The sequence below is a fragment of the Methanocorpusculum sp. genome, assembly GCF_030655665.1.
GTDB lineage: Archaea > Halobacteriota > Methanomicrobia > Methanomicrobiales > Methanocorpusculaceae > Methanocorpusculum.
This window is the reverse complement of the sequence record NZ_JAUSPQ010000006.1, coordinates 166,312-191,053: the sequence shown is the minus strand read 5'-3', so window position 1 is coordinate 191,053 and position 24,742 is coordinate 166,312. Positions and strand designations below refer to the sequence as shown.

General features: G+C 48.7%; 26 protein-coding genes and 2 tRNA genes. 10 read left to right on the top strand and 18 right to left on the bottom strand.

The window, feature by feature from the left end; all coding sequences use genetic code 11:
- The 8 genes from Q7J08_RS04255 to Q7J08_RS04220 all read right to left on the bottom strand — a co-directional run bounded on the left by Q7J08_RS04255 (window position 1) and on the right by Q7J08_RS04220 (window position 5,452).
- The gene (locus tag Q7J08_RS04255) at window positions 1–696 is read right to left on the bottom strand and encodes a 30S ribosomal protein S3 (RefSeq protein ID WP_304910452.1); all 696 of its coding nucleotides are present in this window, start codon (window positions 694–696) and stop codon (window positions 1–3) included.
- A 2-nt stretch (window positions 697–698) separates the two neighbouring features.
- Entirely contained in the window at window positions 699–1,172 is a 474-nt protein-coding gene (locus tag Q7J08_RS04250) for a 50S ribosomal protein L22 (RefSeq protein WP_304910451.1), read from the bottom strand.
- A 5-nt stretch (window positions 1,173–1,177) separates the two neighbouring features.
- Window positions 1,178–1,588, bottom strand: a complete 411-nt coding sequence (locus Q7J08_RS04245; RefSeq protein ID WP_304910450.1) for a 30S ribosomal protein S19 — start codon at window positions 1,586–1,588, stop codon at window positions 1,178–1,180.
- A 6-nt stretch (window positions 1,589–1,594) separates the two neighbouring features.
- On the bottom strand, window positions 1,595–2,317 hold the full coding sequence (locus Q7J08_RS04240) for a 50S ribosomal protein L2 (protein ID WP_304910449.1): 723 nt from the start codon (window positions 2,315–2,317) through the stop codon (window positions 1,595–1,597).
- 10 nt (window positions 2,318–2,327) lie between these two features.
- Window positions 2,328–2,576, bottom strand: coding sequence for a 50S ribosomal protein L23 (locus tag Q7J08_RS04235; protein ID WP_304910448.1), 249 nt, complete (start codon window positions 2,574–2,576; stop codon window positions 2,328–2,330).
- Window positions 2,577–2,578: 2 nt separating this feature from the next.
- Window positions 2,579–3,322, bottom strand: a complete 744-nt coding sequence (gene rpl4p / locus Q7J08_RS04230; RefSeq protein WP_304910447.1) for a 50S ribosomal protein L4 — start codon at window positions 3,320–3,322, stop codon at window positions 2,579–2,581.
- A gap of 8 nt (window positions 3,323–3,330) precedes the next feature.
- Window positions 3,331–4,332: a 50S ribosomal protein L3 gene (locus Q7J08_RS04225; protein WP_304910446.1), complete on the bottom strand. Its 1,002-nt coding sequence runs from the start codon at window positions 4,330–4,332 to the stop codon at window positions 3,331–3,333.
- A gap of 715 nt (window positions 4,333–5,047) precedes the next feature.
- Entirely contained in the window at window positions 5,048–5,452 is a 405-nt protein-coding gene (locus tag Q7J08_RS04220) for a Tfx family DNA-binding protein (protein WP_304910445.1), read from the bottom strand.
- Between the two features lie 313 nt (window positions 5,453–5,765).
- Between Q7J08_RS04220 and Q7J08_RS04215 the strand changes: the two genes are divergently transcribed.
- Window positions 5,766–6,608, top strand: a complete 843-nt coding sequence (locus tag Q7J08_RS04215; protein WP_304910444.1) for a F420-dependent methylenetetrahydromethanopterin dehydrogenase — start codon at window positions 5,766–5,768, stop codon at window positions 6,606–6,608.
- A gap of 117 nt (window positions 6,609–6,725) precedes the next feature.
- Here the strand turns inward: Q7J08_RS04215 and pdxT are convergent, their stop codons facing one another.
- The 4 genes from pdxT to Q7J08_RS04195 all read right to left on the bottom strand — a co-directional run bounded on the left by pdxT (window position 6,726) and on the right by Q7J08_RS04195 (window position 9,710).
- Window positions 6,726–7,295, bottom strand: a complete 570-nt coding sequence (pdxT, locus tag Q7J08_RS04210) for a pyridoxal 5'-phosphate synthase glutaminase subunit PdxT (RefSeq protein ID WP_304910443.1) — start codon at window positions 7,293–7,295, stop codon at window positions 6,726–6,728.
- Window positions 7,296–7,299: 4 nt separating this feature from the next.
- Entirely contained in the window at window positions 7,300–8,175 is an 876-nt protein-coding gene (gene pdxS, locus Q7J08_RS04205) for a pyridoxal 5'-phosphate synthase lyase subunit PdxS (protein ID WP_304910442.1), read from the bottom strand.
- A gap of 325 nt (window positions 8,176–8,500) precedes the next feature.
- Complete coding sequence (locus Q7J08_RS04200; RefSeq protein WP_304910441.1) at window positions 8,501–9,484, bottom strand: 5,10-methylenetetrahydromethanopterin reductase; 984 nt, start codon at window positions 9,482–9,484, stop codon at window positions 8,501–8,503.
- 154 nt (window positions 9,485–9,638) lie between these two features.
- A tRNA-Arg gene (locus tag Q7J08_RS04195) sits at window positions 9,639–9,710 on the bottom strand.
- A gap of 41 nt (window positions 9,711–9,751) precedes the next feature.
- On the opposite strand from Q7J08_RS04195, the gene dcd reads away from it, so the two are divergent.
- Window positions 9,752–10,183 (top strand): dCTP deaminase, encoded by a 432-nt coding sequence (dcd, locus tag Q7J08_RS04190; protein ID WP_304910440.1) that lies wholly within the window; start codon window positions 9,752–9,754, stop codon window positions 10,181–10,183.
- On the opposite strand, the gene Q7J08_RS04185 is transcribed toward dcd, so the two are convergent.
- The gene (locus Q7J08_RS04185) at window positions 10,172–11,398 is read right to left on the bottom strand and encodes a tripartite tricarboxylate transporter permease (protein ID WP_304910439.1); all 1,227 of its coding nucleotides are present in this window, start codon (window positions 11,396–11,398) and stop codon (window positions 10,172–10,174) included. The genes dcd and Q7J08_RS04185 overlap by 12 nt on opposite strands.
- A gap of 54 nt (window positions 11,399–11,452) precedes the next feature.
- Between Q7J08_RS04185 and Q7J08_RS04180 the strand changes: the two genes are divergently transcribed.
- From Q7J08_RS04180 to Q7J08_RS04170, 3 genes are all read left to right on the top strand, one after another.
- Window positions 11,453–12,148 carry a uroporphyrinogen-III synthase gene (locus Q7J08_RS04180; RefSeq protein ID WP_304910438.1) on the top strand — a complete coding sequence of 232 codons (696 nt, stop codon included), beginning with the start codon at window positions 11,453–11,455 and terminating at the stop codon, window positions 12,146–12,148.
- Window positions 12,148–12,996 (top strand): RNA-guided pseudouridylation complex pseudouridine synthase subunit Cbf5, encoded by an 849-nt coding sequence (locus tag Q7J08_RS04175; protein WP_304910437.1) that lies wholly within the window; start codon window positions 12,148–12,150, stop codon window positions 12,994–12,996. The genes Q7J08_RS04180 and Q7J08_RS04175 overlap by 1 nt, the downstream gene beginning before the upstream one ends.
- A gap of 37 nt (window positions 12,997–13,033) precedes the next feature.
- Window positions 13,034–13,117 (top strand) — tRNA-Ser (locus tag Q7J08_RS04170).
- An 8-nt stretch (window positions 13,118–13,125) separates the two neighbouring features.
- Here Q7J08_RS04170 and Q7J08_RS04165 read toward each other — a convergent pair.
- Window positions 13,126–13,611 (bottom strand): helix-turn-helix domain-containing protein, encoded by a 486-nt coding sequence (locus tag Q7J08_RS04165; protein ID WP_304910436.1) that lies wholly within the window; start codon window positions 13,609–13,611, stop codon window positions 13,126–13,128.
- A gap of 153 nt (window positions 13,612–13,764) precedes the next feature.
- On the opposite strand from Q7J08_RS04165, the gene Q7J08_RS04160 reads away from it, so the two are divergent.
- Entirely contained in the window at window positions 13,765–14,187 is a 423-nt protein-coding gene (locus Q7J08_RS04160; RefSeq protein ID WP_304910435.1) for a helix-turn-helix domain-containing protein, read from the top strand.
- A gap of 6 nt (window positions 14,188–14,193) precedes the next feature.
- Here Q7J08_RS04160 and Q7J08_RS04155 read toward each other — a convergent pair whose 3' ends face one another.
- From Q7J08_RS04155 to Q7J08_RS04140, 4 genes are all read right to left on the bottom strand, one after another.
- Complete coding sequence (locus Q7J08_RS04155; protein ID WP_304910434.1) at window positions 14,194–16,188, bottom strand: tubulin/FtsZ family protein; 1,995 nt, start codon at window positions 16,186–16,188, stop codon at window positions 14,194–14,196.
- 53 nt (window positions 16,189–16,241) lie between these two features.
- Window positions 16,242–17,426, bottom strand: coding sequence for a hypothetical protein (locus Q7J08_RS04150; RefSeq protein WP_304910433.1), 1,185 nt, complete (start codon window positions 17,424–17,426; stop codon window positions 16,242–16,244).
- 24 nt (window positions 17,427–17,450) lie between these two features.
- Window positions 17,451–18,968, bottom strand: a complete 1,518-nt coding sequence (locus Q7J08_RS04145) for an AMP phosphorylase (RefSeq protein WP_304910432.1) — start codon at window positions 18,966–18,968, stop codon at window positions 17,451–17,453.
- Window positions 18,969–19,241: 273 nt separating this feature from the next.
- Window positions 19,242–21,491 carry a PGF-CTERM sorting domain-containing protein gene (locus Q7J08_RS04140; protein ID WP_304910431.1) on the bottom strand — a complete coding sequence of 750 codons (2,250 nt, stop codon included), beginning with the start codon at window positions 21,489–21,491 and terminating at the stop codon, window positions 19,242–19,244.
- A 583-nt stretch (window positions 21,492–22,074) separates the two neighbouring features.
- Here Q7J08_RS04140 and Q7J08_RS04135 point away from each other — a divergent pair.
- From Q7J08_RS04135 to cbiB, 4 genes are read left to right on the top strand one after another with little or no spacing between them, the layout of a single operon-like run.
- Window positions 22,075–23,085, top strand: a complete 1,011-nt coding sequence (locus Q7J08_RS04135) for an adenylosuccinate synthetase (protein ID WP_304910430.1) — start codon at window positions 22,075–22,077, stop codon at window positions 23,083–23,085.
- Between the two features lie 3 nt (window positions 23,086–23,088).
- Window positions 23,089–23,268 (top strand): methytransferase partner Trm112, encoded by a 180-nt coding sequence (locus Q7J08_RS04130; protein WP_304910429.1) that lies wholly within the window; start codon window positions 23,089–23,091, stop codon window positions 23,266–23,268.
- Between the two features lie 6 nt (window positions 23,269–23,274).
- Window positions 23,275–23,829 (top strand): hypothetical protein, encoded by a 555-nt coding sequence (locus tag Q7J08_RS04125; protein ID WP_304910428.1) that lies wholly within the window; start codon window positions 23,275–23,277, stop codon window positions 23,827–23,829.
- A complete protein-coding gene (cbiB, locus tag Q7J08_RS04120; protein WP_304910427.1) occupies window positions 23,811–24,728 on the top strand; it encodes an adenosylcobinamide-phosphate synthase CbiB in 918 nt (305 codons plus the stop codon). The genes Q7J08_RS04125 and cbiB overlap by 19 nt, the downstream gene beginning before the upstream one ends.
- Window positions 24,729–24,742 lie beyond the last annotated feature (14 nt).

Here is a 24,742-nt window from a genome sequence, read left to right as displayed (position 1 = left end):
TCAGACCTCCTCAACAAATTCAGGTTCCGGTTCGGCTGCAAGTTCTGCATCGAACTCTTCGAAGATATCGGTCTCAACAACACGTGCCGGAGCAGGAGCTGCATCCGCACGGATTTCGAACTGATCAGGTAGTTTTGCTCCCGGGGGAACAATCTTAACCTGGACACCGATGATACCGAGCTTTTTGATTGCAGTTGCATAGCCCTTCTCAACGATTGACTCTGATGGTTCACCTGAGTGTTTGATGTAGCCTTCTACGAACTTCTGCACACGAGCACGGGCACCGGTCAGCTTACCTGCGATAATAACTTCACAGCCAAGTGCTCCAGAGTCCATGACACGGCGGATTACGGAGGTTCCAGCCTTTCGGAAGTACCAGCCGCGTTCAAGTGCATTTGCAAGGCGTTCTGCCATGATCTGGGCGTTGAGGTTCGGGTTTGCAACCTGCTGAACTTCAACCTGCGGCGAATCGATGCCGTAGATAGTGTTGAGGTCAGAGGTCAGCTGGCGAACCAGTTTACCGCCTTTACCGATAACGATACCTGGCTTCTCTGCAAAGATCGTGACCTGGGTTCCAACGGGAGTCCGGACGATGTCCATACCTCCGTAGCCGGCACGTTTGAGTTCCTTGTTAAGGTACTGCTCGACTCTGACTTTGCGGACACCGTCTGCAACGAATTTCTTTTCGATTGTCATACTTACTGTACCTCACGGAGGATGATCTCGACGTTGACGGAATCTCTGTGTTTGGGGGTAGCTCTACCCATTGCACGGGGGAAGATTCCTTTCATGCAGCGTCCTTTGTTTGCAGCGGCGTGGATGATGACCATCTTTTCCGGTGCGAGACCTGCATATTCAGCGTTCTTCTGTGCAGAACGGATTAAGCGGATATATTCTCCGGCTGCCTTGACCGGGTATCTGCCGGCTGCGGTTCCAAAGGTTTTTCCGTTTAAGCTCTTCTGGTGGCTAACATTTCTGTTATAGCGGTGGAACGGAACTGCACGCTTGAGGTCGATGACCTGTTCAAGATATGCAACTGCGTCGTCTGCCATCATATTACGGACAAGGTGAGCGATTTCCACAGAGTGCTTTGGAGAGCAGCTGAGTTCGTTAGCCTTGGCACGGGCGATGTTGTCGCCGGTAAGTTTGTTACTGTATTCTGTTCTTGCCATAACAATCACTTCAACGGAACGTACTTACTCGACTTGGTTGCACCGATACCGGCACTTCCGTGAGCAACTTTCTTGCGGGTTAAGGCGAACTCTCCAAAGTAGTGGAAAATTCCTTCAACCGGGATCTCTACGTTAACGAAATCCTTACCGGAGTAGATGGCAACATTTTTGCCAACCATTTCTGGGAGGATAATCATTGAACGGCTGTGGGTTCTGACACCATCACTTTCAGCGATCTTCGCGCGAACATCCTCTTCATCACGGGTAAATCCGCGAAGGACCTTTCTGCGTGCGCCGCTGGGCATAATAGCAAGAAGCTCGTCCATGGACATGGCTTTGAGCTGCTCAATATTAAAGCCGTGATAGGTGTATTCCTCTCGCCGCTTTGGCATTCTCTTAGTAGTTTTCTTTGCCATTTACGTTCACCTCCGATATCCAGTTCTGCGCGCTGCAACAGATCCGACTTTTCTACCGGGGGATGCTCCACGTGCAACAGTCTTTGGTTTACCTGGGTGCTGATGTCCTCCACCACCGAATGGGTGATCGACGACGTTCATTGCGACACCACGGGTTCTTGGCCAGCGGGTTGCAGAGGATTTCATCTTGTGATACTGTTTACCTGCTTTCAGGATTGGCTTGTCACAGCGTCCTCCACCGGCCACAAGGCCGACGGTTGCAAGGCATGCCTCATTGAACCATTTGGGTTTTCCTGAAGGCATTCTGACACCGACTTTACCAGCGGATTTTCCGATGATAACGGCCTGAACTCCGCTTGCACGAACGAATTTGCCACCGTCTCCGGGGCGGGCTTCGATGTTGCAGACGGCAACTCCGGTCGGAATTGCTGAAAGTGGTAACGAGTTACCGTTTTCGACAGTGGCTTCAGGTCCCCATACGAGTTCCTGGCCAATACCAACACCTTCGGTAATCAGTGCGTATTCTTTCTTTTCAGCTACCGTGCCTTCGATTTTCACGACTGCAATCGGAGTGTGACGTGCCGGGTCGTGCTCGATGTCGATGACGGTTGCACGAACGGTCTGAAGCGCGGAGCCAAAGTGCTTGAGTGCTGCTTTATACTGGTGCGACGGGGCGCGGTAGGTTGGACCGCCTTTTCCACGTGACTGTGTACTGATTCTGTGTCCCATTTATCTCACCTTACACGATTCCGAGCTGAGAAAGGATTTCTTCAGCGGCGTTTTTCTCTTCGAAGGTAATGACTGCCTTCTTGTTTCCTTTAGAGGTCATCATGGTGTTGATTGAGACGACCTTCTTGCCAAAGTTCTTCTCCATTGCTGCCTTGATGGATGCCTTGCGGGCTTCCTTCTCAACAATGAAAGAGAGCTGGTTCGAGTTCTCTAAAAGGACCATGGCTTTTTCTGTTACGAGGGGGTGTGCGAGTGTCATGATTAGGCCTCCCCGAACTTCTTGATTGCAGCTTCGGTCCAGACGGTCAGTCTGCCTGCGTCGGCTCCGGGTGCAAGAACATTGATGTTCAGGGCATTGACGGATACGCAGTCGACTCCTGCGATATTCGCACCAGCGGGGAATTCACCGGACGTCACGATAAGAGCAGACTTCGCCTGCTTATATTTGCGTCCACGTATCTTTCCACGACCGGCACGGATATTTCTGGAAAGTCTTGCACGTTCAAGATCAGCCCCAAGTCCAAGTGCCATAAGGGCAAGTTTGACTTCGGCGGTCTTGACGATCTGTTCAAAGGAGTCATCAACGATGATTGCTGCTTCGCCTTCGAATTTGTGACCGCGGGCGGTGACAAGTCCGGTGTTAACGGTAGCTGCAATAGCTGAGCGGATTGCCTTTGCTTTCTCTTTCTTGTTGATTTTCTCAACAAGGATCTTCTCTGCTTTTGGTGCGTGTGCTGGGTGACCGCCTTTTACGTTAGGTACTTTTGCAGCACGGCTTCCGTTTTTGATACGCGGAATCTTAGCTTCACCGCGTTTGGATCCCCAACCTACTGCAGAGGTCCGCAGACCTGCAAGCGGGTCTGCCCCGTGCGGCTGGTACTGTTCGCTCTGGTATGCGAGAATGGCCCTTCTGATAAGGTCCGGGCGGTATGCTTCGTCGAATACGGCCGGGAGTTCAATTTCATGGAGGACTGAGCCGTTAATTGCTTTTACATTTGCTTTCATCGGTCATTTCACCCCTGTTTGCTCTGAAGACTGACATATTCTACAACCGGGGTCTGAACCTTCTGCTCACCCATGCGGGTAGCAGACCGGATTCTGACGAGGCGTTTTGCCGGTCCGGGGATGCTTCCTTTGATCAAGACGTAGTTATTACGGACAAGACCATAGTGGAGGAAGCCTCCGGCCGGGTTGATTTCGTCTGCGTTCTCACCGATCTTGATGATACGTTTGTTGAACTCAGTACGCTGCTGGAAACCCATCTGACCTGGCATTGGTACCTGCCAGCGGACGTGGTGGGGAGTCCATGGACCAAGAGTTCCGATATGTCTTTCCTTCTTGGTTCTTGCGTGTTTTCTCTTACGAAGGGTGATACCGAATCTTTTGACTGCACCCTGGAATCCTTTTCCTTTGGTGATACCGGTAATGTCAGCGAACTGACCCTCGCTAAGGAGGGAATTCATATCGACATCGGCCCCAAGGATGGAGAGAGCGTAATCAAAACGTTCCTGTGCACTGCCGCCGGCAACACGAATCTCCATAAGGTCAGGGACCTTCTTTGGAATACCGGTGATCTCGGTCGGTTTAGTGTACATGAGCACCATTACTTCAACAACATCGCCAATTGCAGCATTGATCTTCTCAGTTGCTTTTGCAGCATTGTTGGTCTTTGCTTTGGTGATTCTGCCGGAGAGTGCTTCGAGGTTTTCTGCCCAGACTTCAGTCAGCGGGTGTTTGCCGTAGGTATCTTTAACGTAAACACGAATGGCAGCAACGATCATGGCTGGGATTTCAATAACGGTTACGGGAACCATTACTTCCTTACCTTCAGTCGGACTCTTCTTGCGATCATCGATCATGATCACGTGGGTCATACCGGCTTTGTAGCCTGCAAATCCCTGGAGCATTGGCTGCCCATTGTATGCTGGCCAGGACTGGTACTTTGGTACGATGCCCTTAGCCCGCACTTTTGGATAGTATGCAAGTGACCCGGCACGGGGTCTCACTGTTCTCATTTATTAATCAATCCTTTAGTGCCTTCTCTTGCATTATGCAAGGAAGACGTCTGCTGTGGTTGTCATCAATATGACAGCCGTTCTTTCACCGCCGGCTTCCTAGAATCCAGGAATCGACCTGCGGGACGCATTTTGTCGGTCTCTGTGTTTAACACACCTGATTGCGCTGGTAAGCGCGGGCATGTGACACATTGGACGGAAAGACGGGAGTTCAACTCACGTGTATTTCAACGTGTGAAGGCACGCAAAGCACTGCTTTGCACGCAATTGAGATTCCTTGTGGGATATCCGATTATGAACACGATAACGTCTTATCTGTTCATTTACCCGATTTGCAGTTTTTACTGCGATTTCCAAGTCTCACGAAAGAGAACCTGACTTCCGATACGCTTCCTGACGTCCAGGAAAGGGCACATCATTAAGACGTTCGCCCGGCGCACCTAATCAGACCTATAGTAGGTCTTAACATCTACCGCGGGATTGCCCGCTTAGAGTTACACAATTACAAAACAAACGTGAAACCACGGTTGTTTCATACCAACTGGATATCCTCATTCAGCAGATTTTGCTGATATCAGCCTATTGAAGGCTCCTATGTTATTGGAGAAGAGAGAATATAAATTGTTGTATGGTCTTCGGATCCACCCAGCCGCCATACACTGAACCTTGGAGGCACACACTCGGCATTACCTGAAAAATACGATCGGGACCGTGATCAGCCGAAGTACAGTTCGCCGTCATTATTGAGATAGACAATGATATCCTCCTTGACATGCCGACCTTTAATTTTTTCCGGCATGTAGGATGAGATCCGGTTGATCAAGGCAAGGGTATCATACCGGATTTTAATATTGAGAGGGGCCGCTGAGACATAGATGATCTTCGGAGCTTCTATCAGATCCGTACCTTCAGGGAGAACACACAGTTCAGTGGCGTCAAGTGTGTACAGAAACTCCAGCGTCTCCTTTGCCCGACGGATATTTTCATTGGCGGATTTTTCAATAGTGCAGATGTTTGCCTTGGATGTCCCAAGTCGGTCAGCGATCTGCTGCTGCGTCATACCTTTTTTACGATATCGGATGACTTCCTTCTGACGGTCGGTAAGAAGCGTATCTTTCATAAGTATTAATTCAACCTGATTAACTATAAATGATTTGATTAAACATTCTTGTCAATGAAATGTCATGAGGACATTGCGCGCAGACAGAGAGAGAAGGATATATACAAAATTTCCTAAAAAACGAGACAAGGTATCAGTATTCTGAGATATAGTAGAGAAACCATCGTGAAAATACCTGCGCATTTGATTCCGATAGATAATAACAGGCAGGAATTGTTGTTATTTGATTTCTGGACAGTGTCATTCACAAACCTTATATTGATTCTCGTCGATAAACTGATGTTCTCATTTCAAAATGAGAGGTGTATCAAATATGGTAGTTAAGGTAGGAGTTGCAAAACTCGGTAACATCGCATCAGGTGTTATGGCAGAGTTGCTTTTAGATGAGCGTGCAGACCGCGAAGACATGATGACATTCATGGCAACTTCCGGAACTAAACTGCAGAAGGAAGATGTTGACCGTGTTGTTTCTAACCTGAAAGCATGGCAGCCTGACTTTGCAATCGTTGTTTCCCCGAACGGAGTTCTCGAAGGCCCGGTCGGTGCACGCGAAGATCTCAAAGCAGCAGGTATTCCGACCATCGTCATCACTGACGATGTCACGACCAAGAAAGAAGGCTGGGAATTACTGAAGGCATCTGGCTTTGGCTACATCATTGTCAAAGCAGACGCAATGATCGGTGCCCGCCGTGAATTCCTCGACCCAATCGAGATGGCAGACTACAACGGCAACCTCGTGAAAGTCCTTGCACTTACCGGTGCATTCCGCAAAATCCAGATGGAGCTTGACAAAGTCATCGATCAGGTGAAAGCAGGCAAGAAAGGCGCAGAGATCGAACTCCCGAAACTTGTTCTGAACGCTGACAACTCGACCAAAGGCGAGTTCACAAACCCCTATGCACAGGCAAAAGCACGTGCAGCATACGAAATCGCATCAGCAGTCGCAGGCGTCAACGTCAAAGGCTGTTTCATGACCAAAGAGTGGACAGACTATGTACCAATCGTCACCTCAGCACACGAAATGATGCGTGCAGCTGCAAACCTTTGTGATCAGGCACGCGAGCTCGAGAAGGGATGTGACGGCGTTATCCGCAAGCCACACAAGAAGACCGGTGAGATCGTCTCTAAGGTCACCCTTATCAGCAAGCCCGAGTAATCGGACATCCCAATTTACCATTTTTCTTTTTGGATGCGGGAGCGGGAGAAATTCTCCCGACCCTGTATTAATGAAAAATTTCTCTGTTCTGTATTACAAAGATTTTTTTTTAAAAGTTCAGTTCGTTCTGGAAACCATATTCAGGAAATATTGATGGACGGCAGTATTCTGACCCAGCTCAGGATGGAAAGACAACACCAGCTGGTTTTCCTCACGTGCAGCAACAATGTTTCCATCAACTTCTGCAAGAACTCTGACATTTTTCCCAATACGGGAAATCACCGGGGCACGTATGAAGGTCATATGAACATCCCCGACATCAGCAAACGGCGCAATGGTTTCAAAACTGCCGAGCTGACGACCATAGGCATTCCTGACCGCAGTAATGTCCATCGTTGCAAGAGAAGGTACCCCACCCTCAACATATTTTGCAAGAAGGATCAGTCCGGCACAGGTACCCATAACGGGGGTGCCTGATATAATGAGTGAACGAAGCTCATCATACAGACCGAGATCCAAAAGAAGTTTCAACATGACGGTACTCTCCCCTCCCGGAAAAATCAGACCATCCGGTTTTTGTTTGAGATCGGAAAGGTTCCGAATCTCAAACGTCTCAGCCCCCAGACTTTCCAGCATCCTGATGTGTTCGATGAATGCACCCTGAAGTGCCAGAACACCGATATTCATAAAATTATTTTCCCCGTTCCGCCATCAGAATAGAGATTTCGTCTGCATTGATACCGACCATTGCCTCACCAAGATCTTCGGAGAGCTCTGCAAGGATGGACGGGTTATTATAGTTCGTAACGGCCTTCACAACAGCCGCTGCACGCTTTGCCGGGTTTCCTGATTTGAAAATACCTGAGCCGACAAAAACGCCCTCAGCACCAAGCTGCATCATTAGAGCGGCATCTGCCGGAGTGGCAACTCCTCCTGCTGCAAAGTTTACCACCGGGAGTTTTCCATTGTCATGAACATACTGCAGAAGAGAGATCGGGACCTGCATATCTTTTGCGGCAACGTACAATTCATCCTGACGGAGACTGACAACGCGGCGGATCTCGCCGTTCAATGTGCGCATATGACGAACAGCCTGGACAATGTCCCCGGTACCTGCCTCGCCTTTAGTTCTGATCATCGTTGCACCTTCGGCAATGCGGCGAAGAGCCTCGCCGAGATCACGGGCACCGCAGACAAAAGGAACATTGAACTGCGTTTTATCGATGTGATTGAGATCGTCAGCCGGGGAGAGAACTTCACTTTCGTCGATGTAATCAATCTCGATGGCTTCCAGAATCTGAGCTTCAACAAAATGACCGATACGGACTTTGGCCATAACCGGAATCGAGACCGCTTTCTGGATACTCTTAATCATCTTCGGGTCGCTCATTCGGGACACGCCCCCGGCGGCACGAATATCAGCAGGGATACGCTCGAGAGCCATAACAGCACAGGCTCCTGCATCCTCTGCGATTTTTGCCTGCTCTGGAGATGTGACATCCATAATCACTCCTCCTTTCAGCATCTGTGCAAGTTCCTTGTTAAGTTTTGAACGATTTTCTGTCATGAACACTCACGGATTGTATAGTTTTTATCTTTTGAAAGGCGGGTGACCCATCATTAGAATACCTTATTCAATATACCACTGACGTTATATCAGGGTTTTGGATGAAGGAGGGTGTGAAATATCACATATACTATTTTTCAAGATAATCTTTTTTAGATAATAATAGACGGACCACTGAAAGAATCGCGTCTATGACAAGGATTTTTTTCAGTTATTATTAATAAGAGCAAGATATCGAGAGAGTGAAGAGCATTCCGCCCGATTCAGTCAAAAATGTCTGGATAATAATGTTAAAAGAAAAAGGGTAAAATCGGTTGTACCGAATTTACATAATCTTGCCAAGAAGGCGGATTGAGGTCGTCATGTCGGGTCCAAGTGGGGAACCGAAGATGATCTGAGTAACGCCTGCGTTGGTAAGGTCTTCACACTTCTGGCGGATAGTGTCTGGGGTACCGCAGATGGTGAATGCTTCAATTTCTTTGTCAGTTACAAGTCCACCGACTGCACCGAAGTCAAAGCGGGACAGTGCGTCCTTGATCTTTGCTACGTTTGCAAGGTCGAGTCCGTGGCGGAGAAGAAGTGCTTCGGGAGATCCTGCTGCAATAAATGCTGCAACGATCTTTGCTGCCTTCTTTGCTTTCTTCTCATCTTTGTCGATCGAAAGTGCAGTGTATGCACCGACATCGAATCCTTTCTTGCCAACAGTTTCGCATGCTGCTTTGATGATTGGGATTGCAATTGCGAAGTCTTTGGGGTTGGATGCGTTGATAAGTGCACCGTCGCCTTTCAGTCCTGCGAGCTCAAGGACTTTGGGTCCCTGTGCACCGACGTAGATTGGGATACCTTTCTTGCCTGGGAGAGTAACACCAGTAAGTTTTGCACCATCGTAGTCGAAGAACTCTTTGCCGTCTTTCTTTACTTCTGCACCACTGCAGAGTGCGCGGATCTGGTCAATTGCTTCACCAAGTCTTGCAACGGGCTTTTCTGCCTTGATTGCCAGCTTCGGAAGGGTTGACAGGTCACCTGGACCGATACCGAGGGTTGCACGTCCATCGGAGATCTCGTTAAGAGTGCAGGCAAAGGATGCCATTGATGCCGGAGTGTCAGTGAATGCATTCATGATACCCGGACCCATCTTAAGAGAGGTCGTTGCCAGTGCTACTGCGGTTAAGACCGGGTAACAGTGGCGGTTGTTGTAGTGGTTGGTAATCCATGCGAAATCAATGTCTTTGCTCTCTGCGAGCTGGCAGTAGTTAACTACCTGTTTGACATTTACGTTTCCTGGAACAAACTCAATTCCATAAGTCATAGTTCTTTACACCTCACGTTAAAATTGCTTTCCTCTGCTTAAATATATTATGATTTTAAAAAGGAATCAGCGGCAGATTTCAGCCCATTTGCAACCCAACACGAAAAAAACAGCAAATACAGCGTTTTAGTATGCGCTCTTTATGAGCAGAAGACGGACCTGCCGGGGATCGAACCCGGTTCTTCGGGTTCGAAGCCCGAAAGGATATCCACTACCCTACAAGTCCAGAGTTAATAGTATATTTGTATCCGGTGCGTATTATCTTGTATGGTTCTTTCTTCATCAATAATCAGGATCCGCATCAAAAATGGGACACTGGGCATAGACCCGTTTGCCGAGGAATCTCTTCAGCCTTCATCATACGACCTCAGAAGTGCAGAAGATATCACAATAAAAAAAGGTGAACTGACACTTGTTCCGACGATGGAATTTGTCAGTCTCCCGGAAGATCTCTGCGCAACACTCTGGGGACGATCATCGTTCGGGAGAAAAGGAATTGTGCTCGGTGCAGGATATATCGACCCGGGATTTCGCGGAAACCTGACACTCTGCATGGCAAACTACGGACCCGAGGACATACCAGTAACAAAAGGGATGCGGGTCGTCCAGATGCTCATCCACTCTGTTGAGGGTAAAGTGGAAAACGTATACAATGGAAATTATCAGGATAGTTACGGCGCGGTCAAATCAAAAATTTAAGATCCCGAGCGTAAAAAGCATCACAGGGAGCATTATTGCCCCCATACAGAAGATCCTCGGGATATCGATCATCCCGGGGATCAGGCCGACAAGCGTTGAAAGTATCAAAATCAAAACACCGAAGGGGCCACAAAAGATCACCGTCATGCCAACCAGAAAAATAAGAACAACTCTGGCAAGGACTCTTTGATTTATGCTCATAAACACCCGGCTGAATGTCGAGGCGCCGACCGTTACAAAGTAGCCGGCCAGAGCCGCGACCCCTGCTGCCAGGACCAGCAGATAGATCGAGGGGAGATCGAACGATGCAAGAGTCACCATTGCACCTGAACGCATTCTCCCAAGCGCATACAGGGCCGCAAGACCCAAAACGGCATTTGCCGTGTTCGCCGCAGATGTTGAGACGAGATACTCCCTTGGATCCATTTTTTCGAAATCTGAGCTTCTTCGGACGGCAAGCAAAGCATTTGCGGTCCCACTTGAAAAACCCGGAAGCCACCCGACAATCGCGCCGGCAATAGCCCCTTTGAAGCCGTTTTTCAGGATCGTTTTCTGTGATATCATGAGTCCGGTAAAAATCTGCTCGGCAGGCTTTACCAGAGATCTCATCGACGTGATAAGAACAGGAATGCCAAAGAGACCCGTAAGGAGAGGCAGGAGGATCTCTCCTATCCCAAACACACCAAAGGAGAAATACGAAAACCGCATCGCATAAACCCCAAGTAAACCAGACACGAGAAAAACTGAAAATGACCAGGCAGGAGCTTTGCTGAATACGATCAGAAGCCCGGCAGCAAGCAGGATCACGAGACCAATGCCCCAATCAACATACTCCTGAACTGATGGAAGAACGAACACAAACAGAGCAAAGAGCGGGAGGCATAACATAAATCCCCACAGACTGCCAAGGGCAGAAACTCTGACCGCTTCCTGGCCATTTCCCAGGAGACATAGGTTGTGTGCAGGAAGAACCGAGAGGACGGTATCCGGATCGGGAACACCCAAAAACGTTGAGGGGAGGATATCTACAAACGTGTGAACGATCATCATTGATACGATCATCACACAAACACCCTCAACGCCGAATACAAGAATCAGAGGAACGGAAAGTGCGGCAAGAATTCCCGCAACGGTATTTGAATGAATACCCGGGACAAAACCGGAGATGGTCCCGCAGACGACACCCGCAAAAAATCCGGCCACAACCCCGAACATAATAGTGATTTAGACACAACGACTATTAAATCTAACAGTCCAATAAGTGCATATATGTTAATTGCCATAACCCGCCATACCGGGGCTTTAGAGGACGCTGCCCTTTGCGAGAAATACAATCATAAGGCAAAGGTCGTTTCACCTATCAAACCGGTCAAAAATATGGAGGTTATTGAGAGTTTTATTAAAGCAGCAAACGGAGAGGAGTTTGATGCCATCTTTTTCCCGAATGCATTTGTCGCTGAAAAACTAGGACACTGCATCAAGCAGCAGCTAGCGTCCAAAGTCAGGATAATAGCAAACGGACCGCAAACCGCAAAAATTCTGCATAACATTGGACTCGCCGCAGAGATGCTGCCGTTTTTCTACACAAAGGATCTTGTGTTGTATCTCGACAAATGGATCCGCGGGAAGAAAATCGGGATCCCGAGAGCAGGAAATACCTACCCCAAACTGGCCGAAGACATCATACATGCAGGAGGGATTCCCATAGAATACATCTGTTATGACGTGGAAAAGACAGATGAAGTCATGGATCTGACAGGAGTTGACGCAATTTTATTCACGAGCCCAATAGCATTCAAGCTGGCAATACTTCCAAAGATGGAAAACATAATCCAGATGGCAATAGGAGAGGTCACGGCAAATGAGATGATGTACGGAGGAGATGCCCCTGCCGTAATAGGGGACGGATCCATTGAAGGAACACTCAAAGCTTTGAATGCCTATCTTGTGACGGAGAGCCACTGATGGGATATACCGGGGTCATCCTGGTCGACAAGCCGCGGGGACCCACCAGCCACCAGGTTGCTGCCTGGGTCGGCAAAATGCTGAAATCCGATGTGGGACATTCAGGAACGCTTGATCCCATGGTCTCGGGAGTCCTCGTCGTCATGCTGGGAAAAGCTGTACGACTGGCGCCACTTCTGCTTCAGCATGAAAAAGAGTACGTAGCATGTATGCGTCTGCATGCGGACATTCCGCGTGAACGTGTCGAGGAGGTCGTAAAACAATTTACCGGCAGAGTATATCAGCGGCCGCCGAGACGCTCTGCAGTAAAACGTGCACTTCGTATACGGGTGATCTACAGAATCGAACTCATCGACATGCAGGACAGACTAGTCCTTCTGAGGGTCCGGTGCGAAGCAGGGACCTATATCAGATCAGTCTGTGTTCACATAGGAAATGTTCTCGGATGCGGCGGTCAGATGGTAGAACTGCGGCGGACAAAATCCGGCGGATTTTCATGCGAGGAGGCACACACCCTTCAAGATATCCGTGATGCGGTGGAGATGAAAGACGAAGCGGCACTTTCAGCAATGATCCTTCCTCCCGAACAGGCAATAGCAGATATCCCTAAGATTATCATCAGGGACAGTGCGGCAAAAGCTGTGGCAAATGGGGCCATTCTGGCTGGAGTCGGAGCATTATCAGTAGAAAAATTCTCACGCGGCCAGAGTGTTGCTCTGATCACGCAAAGCGGGAAACTGATCGCTCTTGCCGATTCACTGTTTGATTCAGACAAAATCGTCTGCGGCAACCCTGGTCTGATAGCGAAATCAACACGGGTTTTCGTCACCCCCAACTCAGTAAGTTAATAAAGGCTGAGAACACATCTTTTATGCTAGTTTTAATGCTGAGGTAGTCTAGCGGTAGGGCGCGGGCCTGGAAAGCCCGTGAGGCGAAAGTCTCTCGGGAGTTCAAATCTCCCCCTCAGCGTTCTTGTTTTACAGTCGTTTTGCAATTGATTCTCCCGCTCCAAGGACGGCATGCCCATCCGGTTTCAGAATCGCGACCGGAACATCCACCATTTTTTCGATGAGAGAAGCCAGGATGGGCGCACAGATAATACCGGCTGCTCCGTCATTTCTTGCACGGACAGAAACGATAAGACAGTCTTCGAGAGAGTTTGCCGCATACCCTTTGATCCTGTACTCGGTTCCGTTTGCCTCGATTTTTACGCCTTCGTTCTCATCAAGGAGGAACTTTGCTGCAATCAGGGCAATGAATTTGCCGTGATGAGGGGAGAAAACGGCGACGATTTTTTTCACGGTAGATAACCGGGGGTCCCGTTCCCCAGATGCGATTTTATACAGAGTAACAGCAGGTATCCCGGTCATTTCCGAGAGCTGGCGGATGCTTAACCCCCTGCGGTCAAGCTCTTCGGACAATGCCACGCGAAAATCGGTTTCAAATATTCTCTGTTCAAACATATTAACATAGTATAGTATATTTTCTGAGATAAATAATATCATTTGAGATTCAAATTGGCCGAGTGTTGGGAGGCTCACAAACCATATGATTTCCTTTTGTAACTTAGTGTTAAATTTATTACTATCCGAATCATAACATAAAATCATTGAGAGGTGGGTACTTTGGAAATATCTGAACACACGACCATATGTTTCTGTCCGCTGCACGGAATCCTGGATACGATCAGTAAAAAATGGGCCCTCATGATCATCGCAGTGATAGGAAACTCGGGATCTGCAGGCTTTAACGAGCTGAAACGCGGACTGTGCGACGTCAGTTCAAAAACACTTTCTGTAACGCTCAAGGACCTTGAAGAGAAGGAACTGGTCGAGAGAAGGGTGCAGGACACATGTCCACCAACCGTCAGATATTATCTGACCGTAGCGGGATGGGAGTTACGCGAACTGCTGATTCCGCTTCTCACCTGGGTGATGAAAAACGGCGGGCATGAAGAGGAGGGGTGCCCCATTCACATCCATATGGGACAAAACCCAGTCGAGCCGGAAAAAGTAGATGGATTTGTGCTGGAGGAGTGAAAGAAATCAGGTCTGCTTTTTTTTCTTCGCTTCTACTTTGCCGTCAATATTTTTCGGGAGAGGGATCGACGTAACACGAATCGGCTGGTTCACATCTTTTGCGATTTTGTTCCCCTGCATTTTTATCCCCGCAGTGTCATCTTTTGCTCTCTGGGAACTTCCAGCCCTGATCGAACCTCCGGTGTCGTTTGGACGTTGGGATGTTTTCATCCGAACCTTATCATCCGAAGTATCCTTCGGACGCTGGGTATCTGCCATTCGGACATGACCATCGGTTTCCCTCGGGCGCTGGGTATCTGCCATTCGGACATGACCGTCGGTTTCTCTCGGAAGCTGCTGACCGCGACCCATAGATATCGAGCCCTCCAGAACACCGGACTCGGATGCGTCCGGTCTTTTCCTTGTTCCAACAGCAGGTTTTCTTTCACCTCCGTACATCTCCTTGGGCTTGTCATTTCCGCCGACGTTTGCCTTGCCTGAGAGAACACCGTCCTCCTTCTTCTCACGTTTCGGAAGGGGAATGGTATTGTCGATTTTTTCCACTTTTTTGGGACCGCCCACAAGGATCTGCGGATCTTTTTTCTTTGGGGGTTCTTTTTTGGGAGGGGCAGCGACCGGAGTCCTGACAGGTTTTGTCGGGATGATCACCGGATCGATCTCAAAAAGATCATCCTCAGGATCAGGCGTCTGCTCTACCACGATACGTTCTTCAAATATTTCCTCGTCTTCGAATTCCATGGGGCCACCAATATCTAAATCATCATCCTGTTCCTCAGGTATTTCACCCAAGTCGACCAATTCGTCTTCAAAAATAACCTCATCTTTTGCCATCGTCAAAAGAGGAATGTCGGAGTCGGTTATCTCCTCGAAACCATAGACTTTGGTCTGTTCCGATTCATAGATCATTCTGATCTCATCAAGCTCAGCGACCCGGGGCACATTTTCTATGCCGGCAAGAACGATGATGACACCAACATACGTCTTGGATTTGACCGGATAATCACCGGCACGCATCTCAAGCCCCCTGATACTCCGGTCGATCCATTTGCGAACTGTCTGGAACCCTTTCATGGAAAGCTCCTTCGAAGGACCGGATATGAGAATGAGAGCCTTGTCTGCCGAGGTAAGGTCGCAAGGAACGGAGATTTCCTCATACACCGCTTTTTTCGCAAGCTCAACTATTCGGGATGTTCTGAGATGTCCTTCGTTGAGCAGATACTCCTCAACTCGGAGTCTTTTCATAAAACTTGACCATGCTGTCGGAAGTTTTTCCACCGCATAGCCGACCGCGACAAGATCCATGCCTGTTAACGTATTCAGGATCTCTCCGGCATCCAAAACAACTTCAGCTGACTCAACACCTTTGAGACCAAACTCGCCGGCACGGAGGAGCAGACCCACTCGGGCAGCAAGATCTTCATTCAGCCGGGGATAAAGTTCTTCGAGCGTTGGTTTGGCAGCAACGCCGTTTTTTTCTGCGGCGAGAGAGATATCCTCGGTGATTCGTGTATACCATGTTTCGTTGTCGAAGAGAAGAGAGGCACTTGTGACCGCACGGACAGCTTCAAGGGTCTCTGAAGCATGGGCAGAGACTTTGATCCCTTCGTTTCTTCCGGGAAGGGTCAGAATAGTGAAGACCGGATCGGGAAATGCGGAACTCAGCTGTTTGACAAAATCCGGTACAAGTTCGGCCATTCTGCCGCCAAGTCCGGCACATACAAAAATTGCATCGACTTCGTCCACACCGGCATCCTGAAAACAACTTGCGAGATGACCAGTATCAAAATCCGTCCCGCGGTCGTAAACCTTTTTTACCGGATCGATGGGTGTTAAAACAATCCGGTTAACCGCGGGGATTCCGGACATCCGATTGATAAGGTCACGATCTGAGTCGAAGACATAAGAGCGGACACTTTTCACACCACTTTTTGCATCATGACGGGATAACGTCTCAACGATTCGACATCCCGCACCTCCGACTCCTATAAGTAATGCCCTCATGTATGCCTGTTTCTATTATTCCCCTTGCAAAGATATAATGTTAATAGAAAAAATCAGAGTGAATCCCTTCTGCTTGGTGCAGGAGATCTGGTTTTTCCTGATTTTTTCCCTCGCCGTTTTTTGCCGGTGGCAACCAGGATGAGAATAAGTATAACGATGATTGCGGCAAGAGCAGAAATACCGATCAACGTTGTGGGGAGATTTTCCGATAACGTGAGGGTTACATTGTTGTTTGAGTCAGCAAGAACCAGATAGGTAACATCGGTTCCCGTATATCCATCAGCGGATGCAGAGAGAACGAGAGTTGTCCCGGGTTTAATGCTTGCAGTGTAGGTTCCGTTGAAGGAGGTGATGCCTTTCACCGTTCCATCAAAGTAGACAATGGCCCCCTGAACCGGTTTTTCATGTGCGGTCACGGAGATAATCAGAGGGACAACTGAGTAGTTAAGTTCAACAATGATGTCGGGTGTATCGGAACTGAACTGGATCTCCTGTTCATTTGAAACATAACCATCCTTTACAATTTTCAGAGCATAGGTTCCTGAGGTATAGGTCGGAAGTTGAGCTCGACCATATGCATCCGAGTAAGAGACGATCTTCTGATTGATATATACTGCAGCTCCGGAGATAGGAAGCTTCGCCTCATTGTAGATAAGGATCAATGGCGTAAATTGGGATTTGGTTAGGGAAATAGTAAGGGAGGTCTGATCTGTACCGATATATTGGGATGAGCTGTAGGGATCGTATGAATCAGCACTGACAGTGATCAGATGATACACACCTTTCCCCATTCCTACGTGAAGCAAACCTGCACTATTAGTTGTACCTTCCTCTTTTCCATCTATGCTGATTACTGCTCCGGAAATAGCGGCTCCATTCTCATTGATGATTTTTATGGAGACGGGAGTTTCAGAGACGAGATAGACGGACTCGCTTCTGGGCATTGTACTTATAGTGATGGTTTTCGTCTGGGTGATGTAACCGGATTTGTAAACCGACATGGTGTACACACCCCCATATTCAACCTCAATGAACTGGGCAACTCCATTCACATCAGTGTACAGAGTGTTACTAATCGCTCCTTTTGTAATAGTGACGCTCGCTCCGCTGACCGCATCGTAGTTTGCGTTGTTGTCAAACACATTTACGGTGAGAGTTGTGGAGACAGCCGAGACTGTCCCACATAAAAGAAAGAGGAGGAATAATACTGCAAGGATACGCTTTATCATTGTATTCATATTTTGCGGTCAACTCCTATTAGTTCATCGGTTGTTTGAGATCCGTTCAAGAAGCATACCTTCAACAAGGACAGGGTGGGAGGTTCTTGCTTCTTCGATCGCACGGGTTAGCCGCCAGCCGCGTTCGGCATAGATGGTGAGAAGCGGTTCACCGCGTTTGACATACTCTCCGGGTTTTTTGTGAAGGTGGAGACCAGCCCCATGATCTACCGGAGATCCTGCGGCTCGGGCAATAGTAATCAGAGCCTGATTTTTGATGGAGACCACATAGCCGTCTGAAGCTGATGGAACAATAAATGTATGTTCTCCAGATGGGAAATCAGTTGATTTGACTTTTGGATCGCCGCCCTGGATCTCGATGATCTCCAGCATTTTCTTGAGAGCTTTGCCTTTTTTGATCAGATCATGCGCAGCTTCCGCTCCCGAACCGGCCCCGGTTTTACCGGTCATTTCAAGGGCGATTCCGGCGATGGCCACACTTTTCTGAACAAGAGAATTGGCCCCTTGTTTTCCTTCCAGAATGCTGAGAGCTTCGGATACTTCAAGGTTTACGCCAATGTTTCTTCCAATGGGAGACCCGCCGTACGTGATGGCACATTCTACACGGATCCCAATACGGTTGCCAAGTGTAATGAGTTCATTTGCAATGACACGGCCTTCAATTTCATCAGCAATTTTCGTGCCGGGACCGATCGGGATATCTATGACGCAGGTGTCTGAACCGACGGCCATTTTCTTTGCCATGATGCTTGCAAGCATCTGACCTCTGGCATCGATTTTGAGCGGATACTCGTAGGTGACGATGATATCGTCAGCAGGAGCGATGTTTGTTGCCCCGCCCCAGACGATAACTCCGCCTGCTTTCTCGGTCATTGTTTTGATTTCGGCTGCTGAAAAGGCAACTGGGGCAAGGGCTTCCATGAGATCAGCTGTTCCTCCCGCCCCGGTGATTGCCCGCGAACTGGTTTTAGGAATGAGAAGACCGGCGGCGGCGATGACCGGGACAACAAGAAGAGTAATTTTGTTTCCGGGAACCCCGCCGATCGAATGTTTGTCAACGACAGGTTTTTTCGAGAAGGTGATCTGCTCTCCTGAAGCTACCATCTCCCGGGTGAGATATTCAACTTCATCCATGTCGAGTCCGTTGATGTAGGCAGCGGTGATGTAGGCGGTGATTTCTGATGGAGAAAGCACGTTGGATGACAAGTCGGAGATGATGGTGGCCGTTTCTTCACGGGTGAATTTGCCTCCGTCCATTTTCTTTCGAATGAAGGCAATTGAGGCAGGTCGAAGAGCAGCACGTATTTCCATTTCATCGCCTTTTTCGGCTGCAAGCGTTTCATTAGTTCCAAGAGAGACGGTGCCAGTTCCCTGACGAGTGAGTGTTTTGGTAATCGAAACGGGAGCGGTTATCGTATGTTTTGTTTTTATGCGGGTAATGGTTACACGATCACCTTCAAGAACACCGATCTGCCGGGCATCAGTGTCATTTAGAAGAATAACAGGTGTAGAGATATCGATAATATCCAGGATGAGGTTCATGATGATTCTCTTTTGGTCGGGATAGGATAAGGATTTTTGTGTTACGGGGGACCCCGGAGGGGTGCCCTCAGTCGAGCAAGTCGATAGACTTGCGAGTGCGGGGCGCTCAGTAGGGAGTGAGAATGCCTAGAGTGAGAAGCAGCCACATCACGGAAAAATACCAACATAGCCAGAATACTAAATCTTCAAAAAAGCAACTCTGGAAAATTAGGGGATTTGTGCCCCATGCGGGACACAAATCTGTCTTAGCCGTTAAAATTCTTCAAGAAGAATTTAGTCGCGGCGGAGGACGAGAACAGCGACAGCGCCAAGGCCTGCGAGTGCAAGGAATGCACCGAAGCCGGGAGTCTTAGTCGGAGTTGCAGTTGCGGTTGCAGTTGCAGTCTTAGTTGCAGTTGCAGTTGCAGTTGCAGTTGGAGTCTTCGTTGCTTCAAGGACTTTGACAGTCGTAGAAGTAGAGAGATCGTCAGTTATTGCACGGATAGTGTAAGTGTCAACGTTTAATCCGGTTGTGTCAAAGGTGACTTCCCAGGTGTTAACGCCGTCAGCACCCTTTACGACCTTAGTGGTCAGAGTGATGAAGGATGCGGAACTTACTGTGCTCTTATCAACAGCAGTGAATGCAGTTGAAAGGACATCAACGGTTACAATAGTACCTTCTTTGAGGTTAGAGGTTCCGGAGACTTTAAGGGCAGAGCCTTTGGTGACATCGGAAACAGAGTTCATTGTAAGGGTTGGCTGAGCAACGATGAAGGTGAGTTTCACGTAGATATCATCGATGTTCTGAGAGTCCATTGCAACGCAAAGTGCTTCAGCAGCATTTGCGCTCTGGCGCTCTACAGTGTTGAACAGAACAGTGGTACCTAAGGTATACGGACCAAGGGTGTTCTCAGTGATATCAAATCCAGTTGCCGGCAGAACTGCTGGGACTGGACCAATGTTGAACCAGCCGTCATACATCGGGTGCTGGATTACAACAAAGTACTGACCTGCTGCAAAGTTGTCGGTTGCGATTTCTTTGGAGTAGGATCCGTCATCATCAACAGAGATTGTTGCGGAAGCGAATTTGTTGGTACCAAAGATGTAATACATAACCTGTGTAGCTGCTTCTGCAGTACCGGTAATCTTGATCTTATCGCCCTGTGCAACAGTTGATGATGCTGCAGTTGCGGTAAGGAACGGCTGTTTAAGAGCAACTGAGGTACTCTCATATACTGAGTCTGAGTCAAATGCAAAGGTAACAGGAAGAGCAGATGCTGCTGCGTAGATCGTGTAAGTACCTGCATCTAATGGACCAAGGGTGGTTCTGGTGTTAAAGGTTACTTTCCAGGTGTTATCGGAGTCAACTGATACTGGGGTAAGACCAGAGTAACCGGCAATACCTGTGGTTGCTACGTTGGCACCTTTGATAAAGAGATAAACAACTTCAGACTCGGTGTTTGTACCGGAAATCGTCATATCGTTACCGATAAAGTAAGAATCCTGGGATGTTTTAACAGTTACTGTACCCTGTTCAACAGCTACTTTTGCCTTTTTCGTGACAAGAGTCACAGGGAAGGTTGCTGCGAAGGTGTAAGTGGTGTCTTCTGCGTCGATTGCAAGTGGCTTAGTGTTGGAGTCGAACTGGAGAGTACGGGTTCCAGAGGAGCTAAGGGTTGCTCTGAAGCTTTTAAGGTAACCAGTTGTTACATCGTAATCAGCAGCTACTGTAGTAATACCTGACTGACCAGCAAGAGGTGTGAAACCAAGGGAGTCAATAGTTACTGGAACTACAGCATATGGATCACCGGTGATGGTTACAAGAATGGAGCCGCCGCGAATGATCTTCTCAGTATTGATGGAGATAGATTCTGTAACGGCTGCGCCAACGGTGAACTTAATTGACGGTGAGTCAAGGTACTTTGACGGAGTGATTCCTGTCATTCTGGTCGCAACAGCACCAGTCTTTAATGCATACTTTGCGGTCCATTCGCCAGTGGCAACATCGCTGATATCAATGTTGCTCAGCTGAGCTGCGGGGAAGACAGTGGAGTCTGCAAATACAAGCGGAACTCCGGTTACTGCATCCTTACCGAATTCATTGGTTTTACCGCCTTCAGGGGTAGTAAAAGTAAATCCATAGGTAAGACCGTTGGTTCCAGACACACTTAAATCGACATTCTGGCTCTTTAAGACAGAGGTTCCGACGATTGATGTTCCGGTACCTGCTTTGAATGCGTCAAGAGTTAAAGCGGGGTATTTCAGGATGAAAGCGCCTGCGGTAAGACCGGTAGCTACGCTATCGTATGTACCTGCAACGATACCCTCGGAAGCGAATGTACCGGTGGCATCAGTAGTAGCAGACCCTGCTACCTGACCATTCTGGTACAGGTAGTACGTTGTGGGGGCAACATCTCCTGTTGCACCATACTGGTATACATATACAGTAGATCCACCAACTGGTGCTGCTGATGCTGCTCCCATAAAGAGAACGGCAACAAGGAACACAGCGAGGACTGCTGCAATAGTTTTAGTTGTTTTCAATTTCAATTCCTCCTAAATTAGGATTGTAAATTTGTTTGTGCATGTTTAACATGCGATACGTGATATTCGACATTTGTCGAATAAGCATTCTGCAAGGGTCATACTCCGATGAACGGAATATGCTTTGATATTTGATTATGTTATATAATAGACTTTGTGGTCGGGGTCTCGAATCCAGGCCAATATAGGTGGTAACGTGAGCCAAAAGATAAAACACGCATCCTTATGGGGCATACCATTCAAGCGAAATAACCGCATAATTCATTTCGACAAACGACGGAATGTTGCCGCTGGTAATACGTCACATACGACAAGAAGGAAGAAGATGCACTATAATATAATAGTGCGAACGAGGACCTCATCTTTGCTGGAGAGATTTAGAGAGGTGGTTTTCTTTGAAGGAAGGATGCATCGTAAGCCGCACACGCAAACCAGGGGTTTGCTCAAGCTTTGGCCACGCTCTCTGGTCGTGATCCGCCCCGGTCGCAAACCTACGGTTTGCTCCTTTGAGGTCGCTCACTCCGTTCGCAACCCAATAACCCAAGTCCTTATCACCAACTGCATCCAATAATATTCGATAACCATGCCAAGTACGATCATAGTCGGTGGCTTTTTTGGCGACGAAGGGAAAGGGAAAATCGTCGCCCACATTGCGCAAAAAGACAAAGCAACCATTATTGCCCGCGGCGGTGTGGGGCCGAACGCAGGTCACACCATAAATGTACTAAACGAAAAATATGTTGTCCGTATGATCCCGTCAGGATTCCTCTACCCCAAAGCGGAACTCATGATCGGAAGCGGCGTACTCGTTGACCCAAGAGTCTTCGCTCACGAACTTGACATCCTCAAATGCGCCGATAGAACAAAGATCGACGGCCGTTGCGGGATCATCGAAGAGGCACACATCACTCTGGACAAAAAAGATCCTCACCTGTCTAAAACAGTCGGATCGACCGGATCAGGATGCGGGCCTGCCAACTCAGACCGCGTCATGAGGAAAGGCCGTCTTGCAAGAGACATTCCTGAACTCGCCCCCTACATCACCGATGTTGCCCAAAGCGTCAACGACGCTATTGAAAAGGGCGACTCTGTCCTCATTGAAGGAACACAGGGCTTTGGGATCTCCCTCTACTACGGAAACTACCCATTCGTCACCAGCAAAGACACCTCGGCATCCCAGATGGCAGCTGACGTTGGCGTCGGACCAACCAACATTGATGACGTCGTCGTTGTCTTCAAAGCATTCCCAACACGAGTCGGCGAAGGACCCTTCCCAACCGAACTCACCCACGAAGAATCAATTGCCCTTGGAATCCAGGAGTTTGGAGCCGTCACCCACAGAGAACGCCGTATCGGAACCTGGGACGGCAAAATGGCACGCTACTCCGCAATGATCAACGGCTGTACCACCATCGCCATCACCGGAGTCGACCACGTCGACTCGACCGTCTTTGGAGCGACCGATTACGCAAAACTCACTCCCAAAGTACTGGCTTTCATTGACCAGATCGAAGCCGACACCGGAAAACCTGTCGGGATCATCTCCACCGGACCTGACCAATCACATATCATCGACATCAGATCAGAGCTTTAATCAATGAAACGCCGAATACTTGACATCATCTGCTGCCCCGTATGCAAGGGAAAGTTTATGCTTACAGAGATGGAGGGTAATGATACAGAAATAATGGAAGGACTCTTGACCTGTACCGTATGCAAACGGGTGTATCCGATCTCATCGGGGATCGCAAATCTCCTTCCAGAAGATCAGAGGTAACCTAAAATGCCAATTGTTGAAGTCCATCTGAACCGTCTCGGAATAAACTCACTCGAAATCTCGACCGACTCTGTCGAGGTCAGTGCCGGAACACCCCTCCATATCCGGATCGTAAACTACGGGGCACCCACCCACGCAACTCTTCGGACCGAAGGATCGGCATATACCAACTTCACCTACGAAAACCTCTACGTCGAGGCCGAGTCGGAAATCAAAGTCGACATCCTTCCTTCAGCAAACCCCGGTAGTTTTGAGATGCAGGTCATCTCCGGATACGGCATGCGGCGTACCGGGTTTACGGTCAATGTGATCCTGCCGGAACTTGAAGAAAAGAAGGAACCGATCTGTCAGGAACCGGTACAAAAACAAAGCAAACGTGCTCCTCTGACAAAGATCGGACTGAGTGTGATCCTGATCAACCTCATCGCTCCAATTCTCGGCTTCATCGTTCTTATTTTCTGGATACAGGCACCCGCAGCGGTCAATACTACTGTCATGGCAGTGATCCTCTATATCATTATGCTTGCCGGGATCATTATTACATGGCGATCGGTGCAGTAACTCTTTTTTTTGGACTGGTCATCGACCGTCTGATCGGTGATCCGCGTTCTAATTTTCATCCGGTAGCTCTTATTGGTAGATTCATCGGTCTCTGGGGTCGCACGACCTATTATCACCGTCGAACGGAACGGTTCATAGGGATCTGCGGCTGGCTGCTGACCGTCAGTATAGTGATCCTTCCCTGTCTTCTCATACTCCTCTACACCCCATGGTACATATCCCTCCCGTTCTCCATACTCGTACTCGCTTTCTGCGTCGGGTGGCGCTCACTCGAAGAGCATGTCGGAGCAGTCGAAACTGCGCTGGAACAGGGAGAAGAAGAGGGCAGAAAAGCCGTTCAGTATCTCGTCAGCCGGGACACAAAAACCCTCACCTTTGAACAGATCAGGTCGGGAGCGTATGAATCAGCAGCAGAAAATCTGGTAGACAGCATCATCTCCCCGATATTCTGGTTCGTGGTCTTTGAACTCCTCTTCGGCATGGGGATCATCGGCGCAGTAATGTTTCGATCGGCCAACACCATGGATGCCATGCTCGGATACAAAGACGAACGGATCCGTCTTGGCTGGTTCCCTGCCAGAATGGACGACATCCTCGCCTTCATCCCTGCACGAATCACCGGAGCAGTGCTTCTCCTCATCTTCCTTCTCAAAGGAAGAATCAAACAGGCATGGTATATCTTCAAACACGACCGAAAATTACGCCCTGGTTTCAACGGCGGGATCCCCATGAGTCTGATTGCCGGCGGCTGCGGGGTCATGTTCGAAAAACCCGGCGTCTATCAGATAGGATATCCTGAACAGACCCTCGCTGAAGGGGGAAGATCGATCATCAGTACGATCAGATGGTGTACGGTCATCTGTGCCGCAATCGGCATTCTCCTTCTCATTTTCATATAAAAATTCTTTACCTT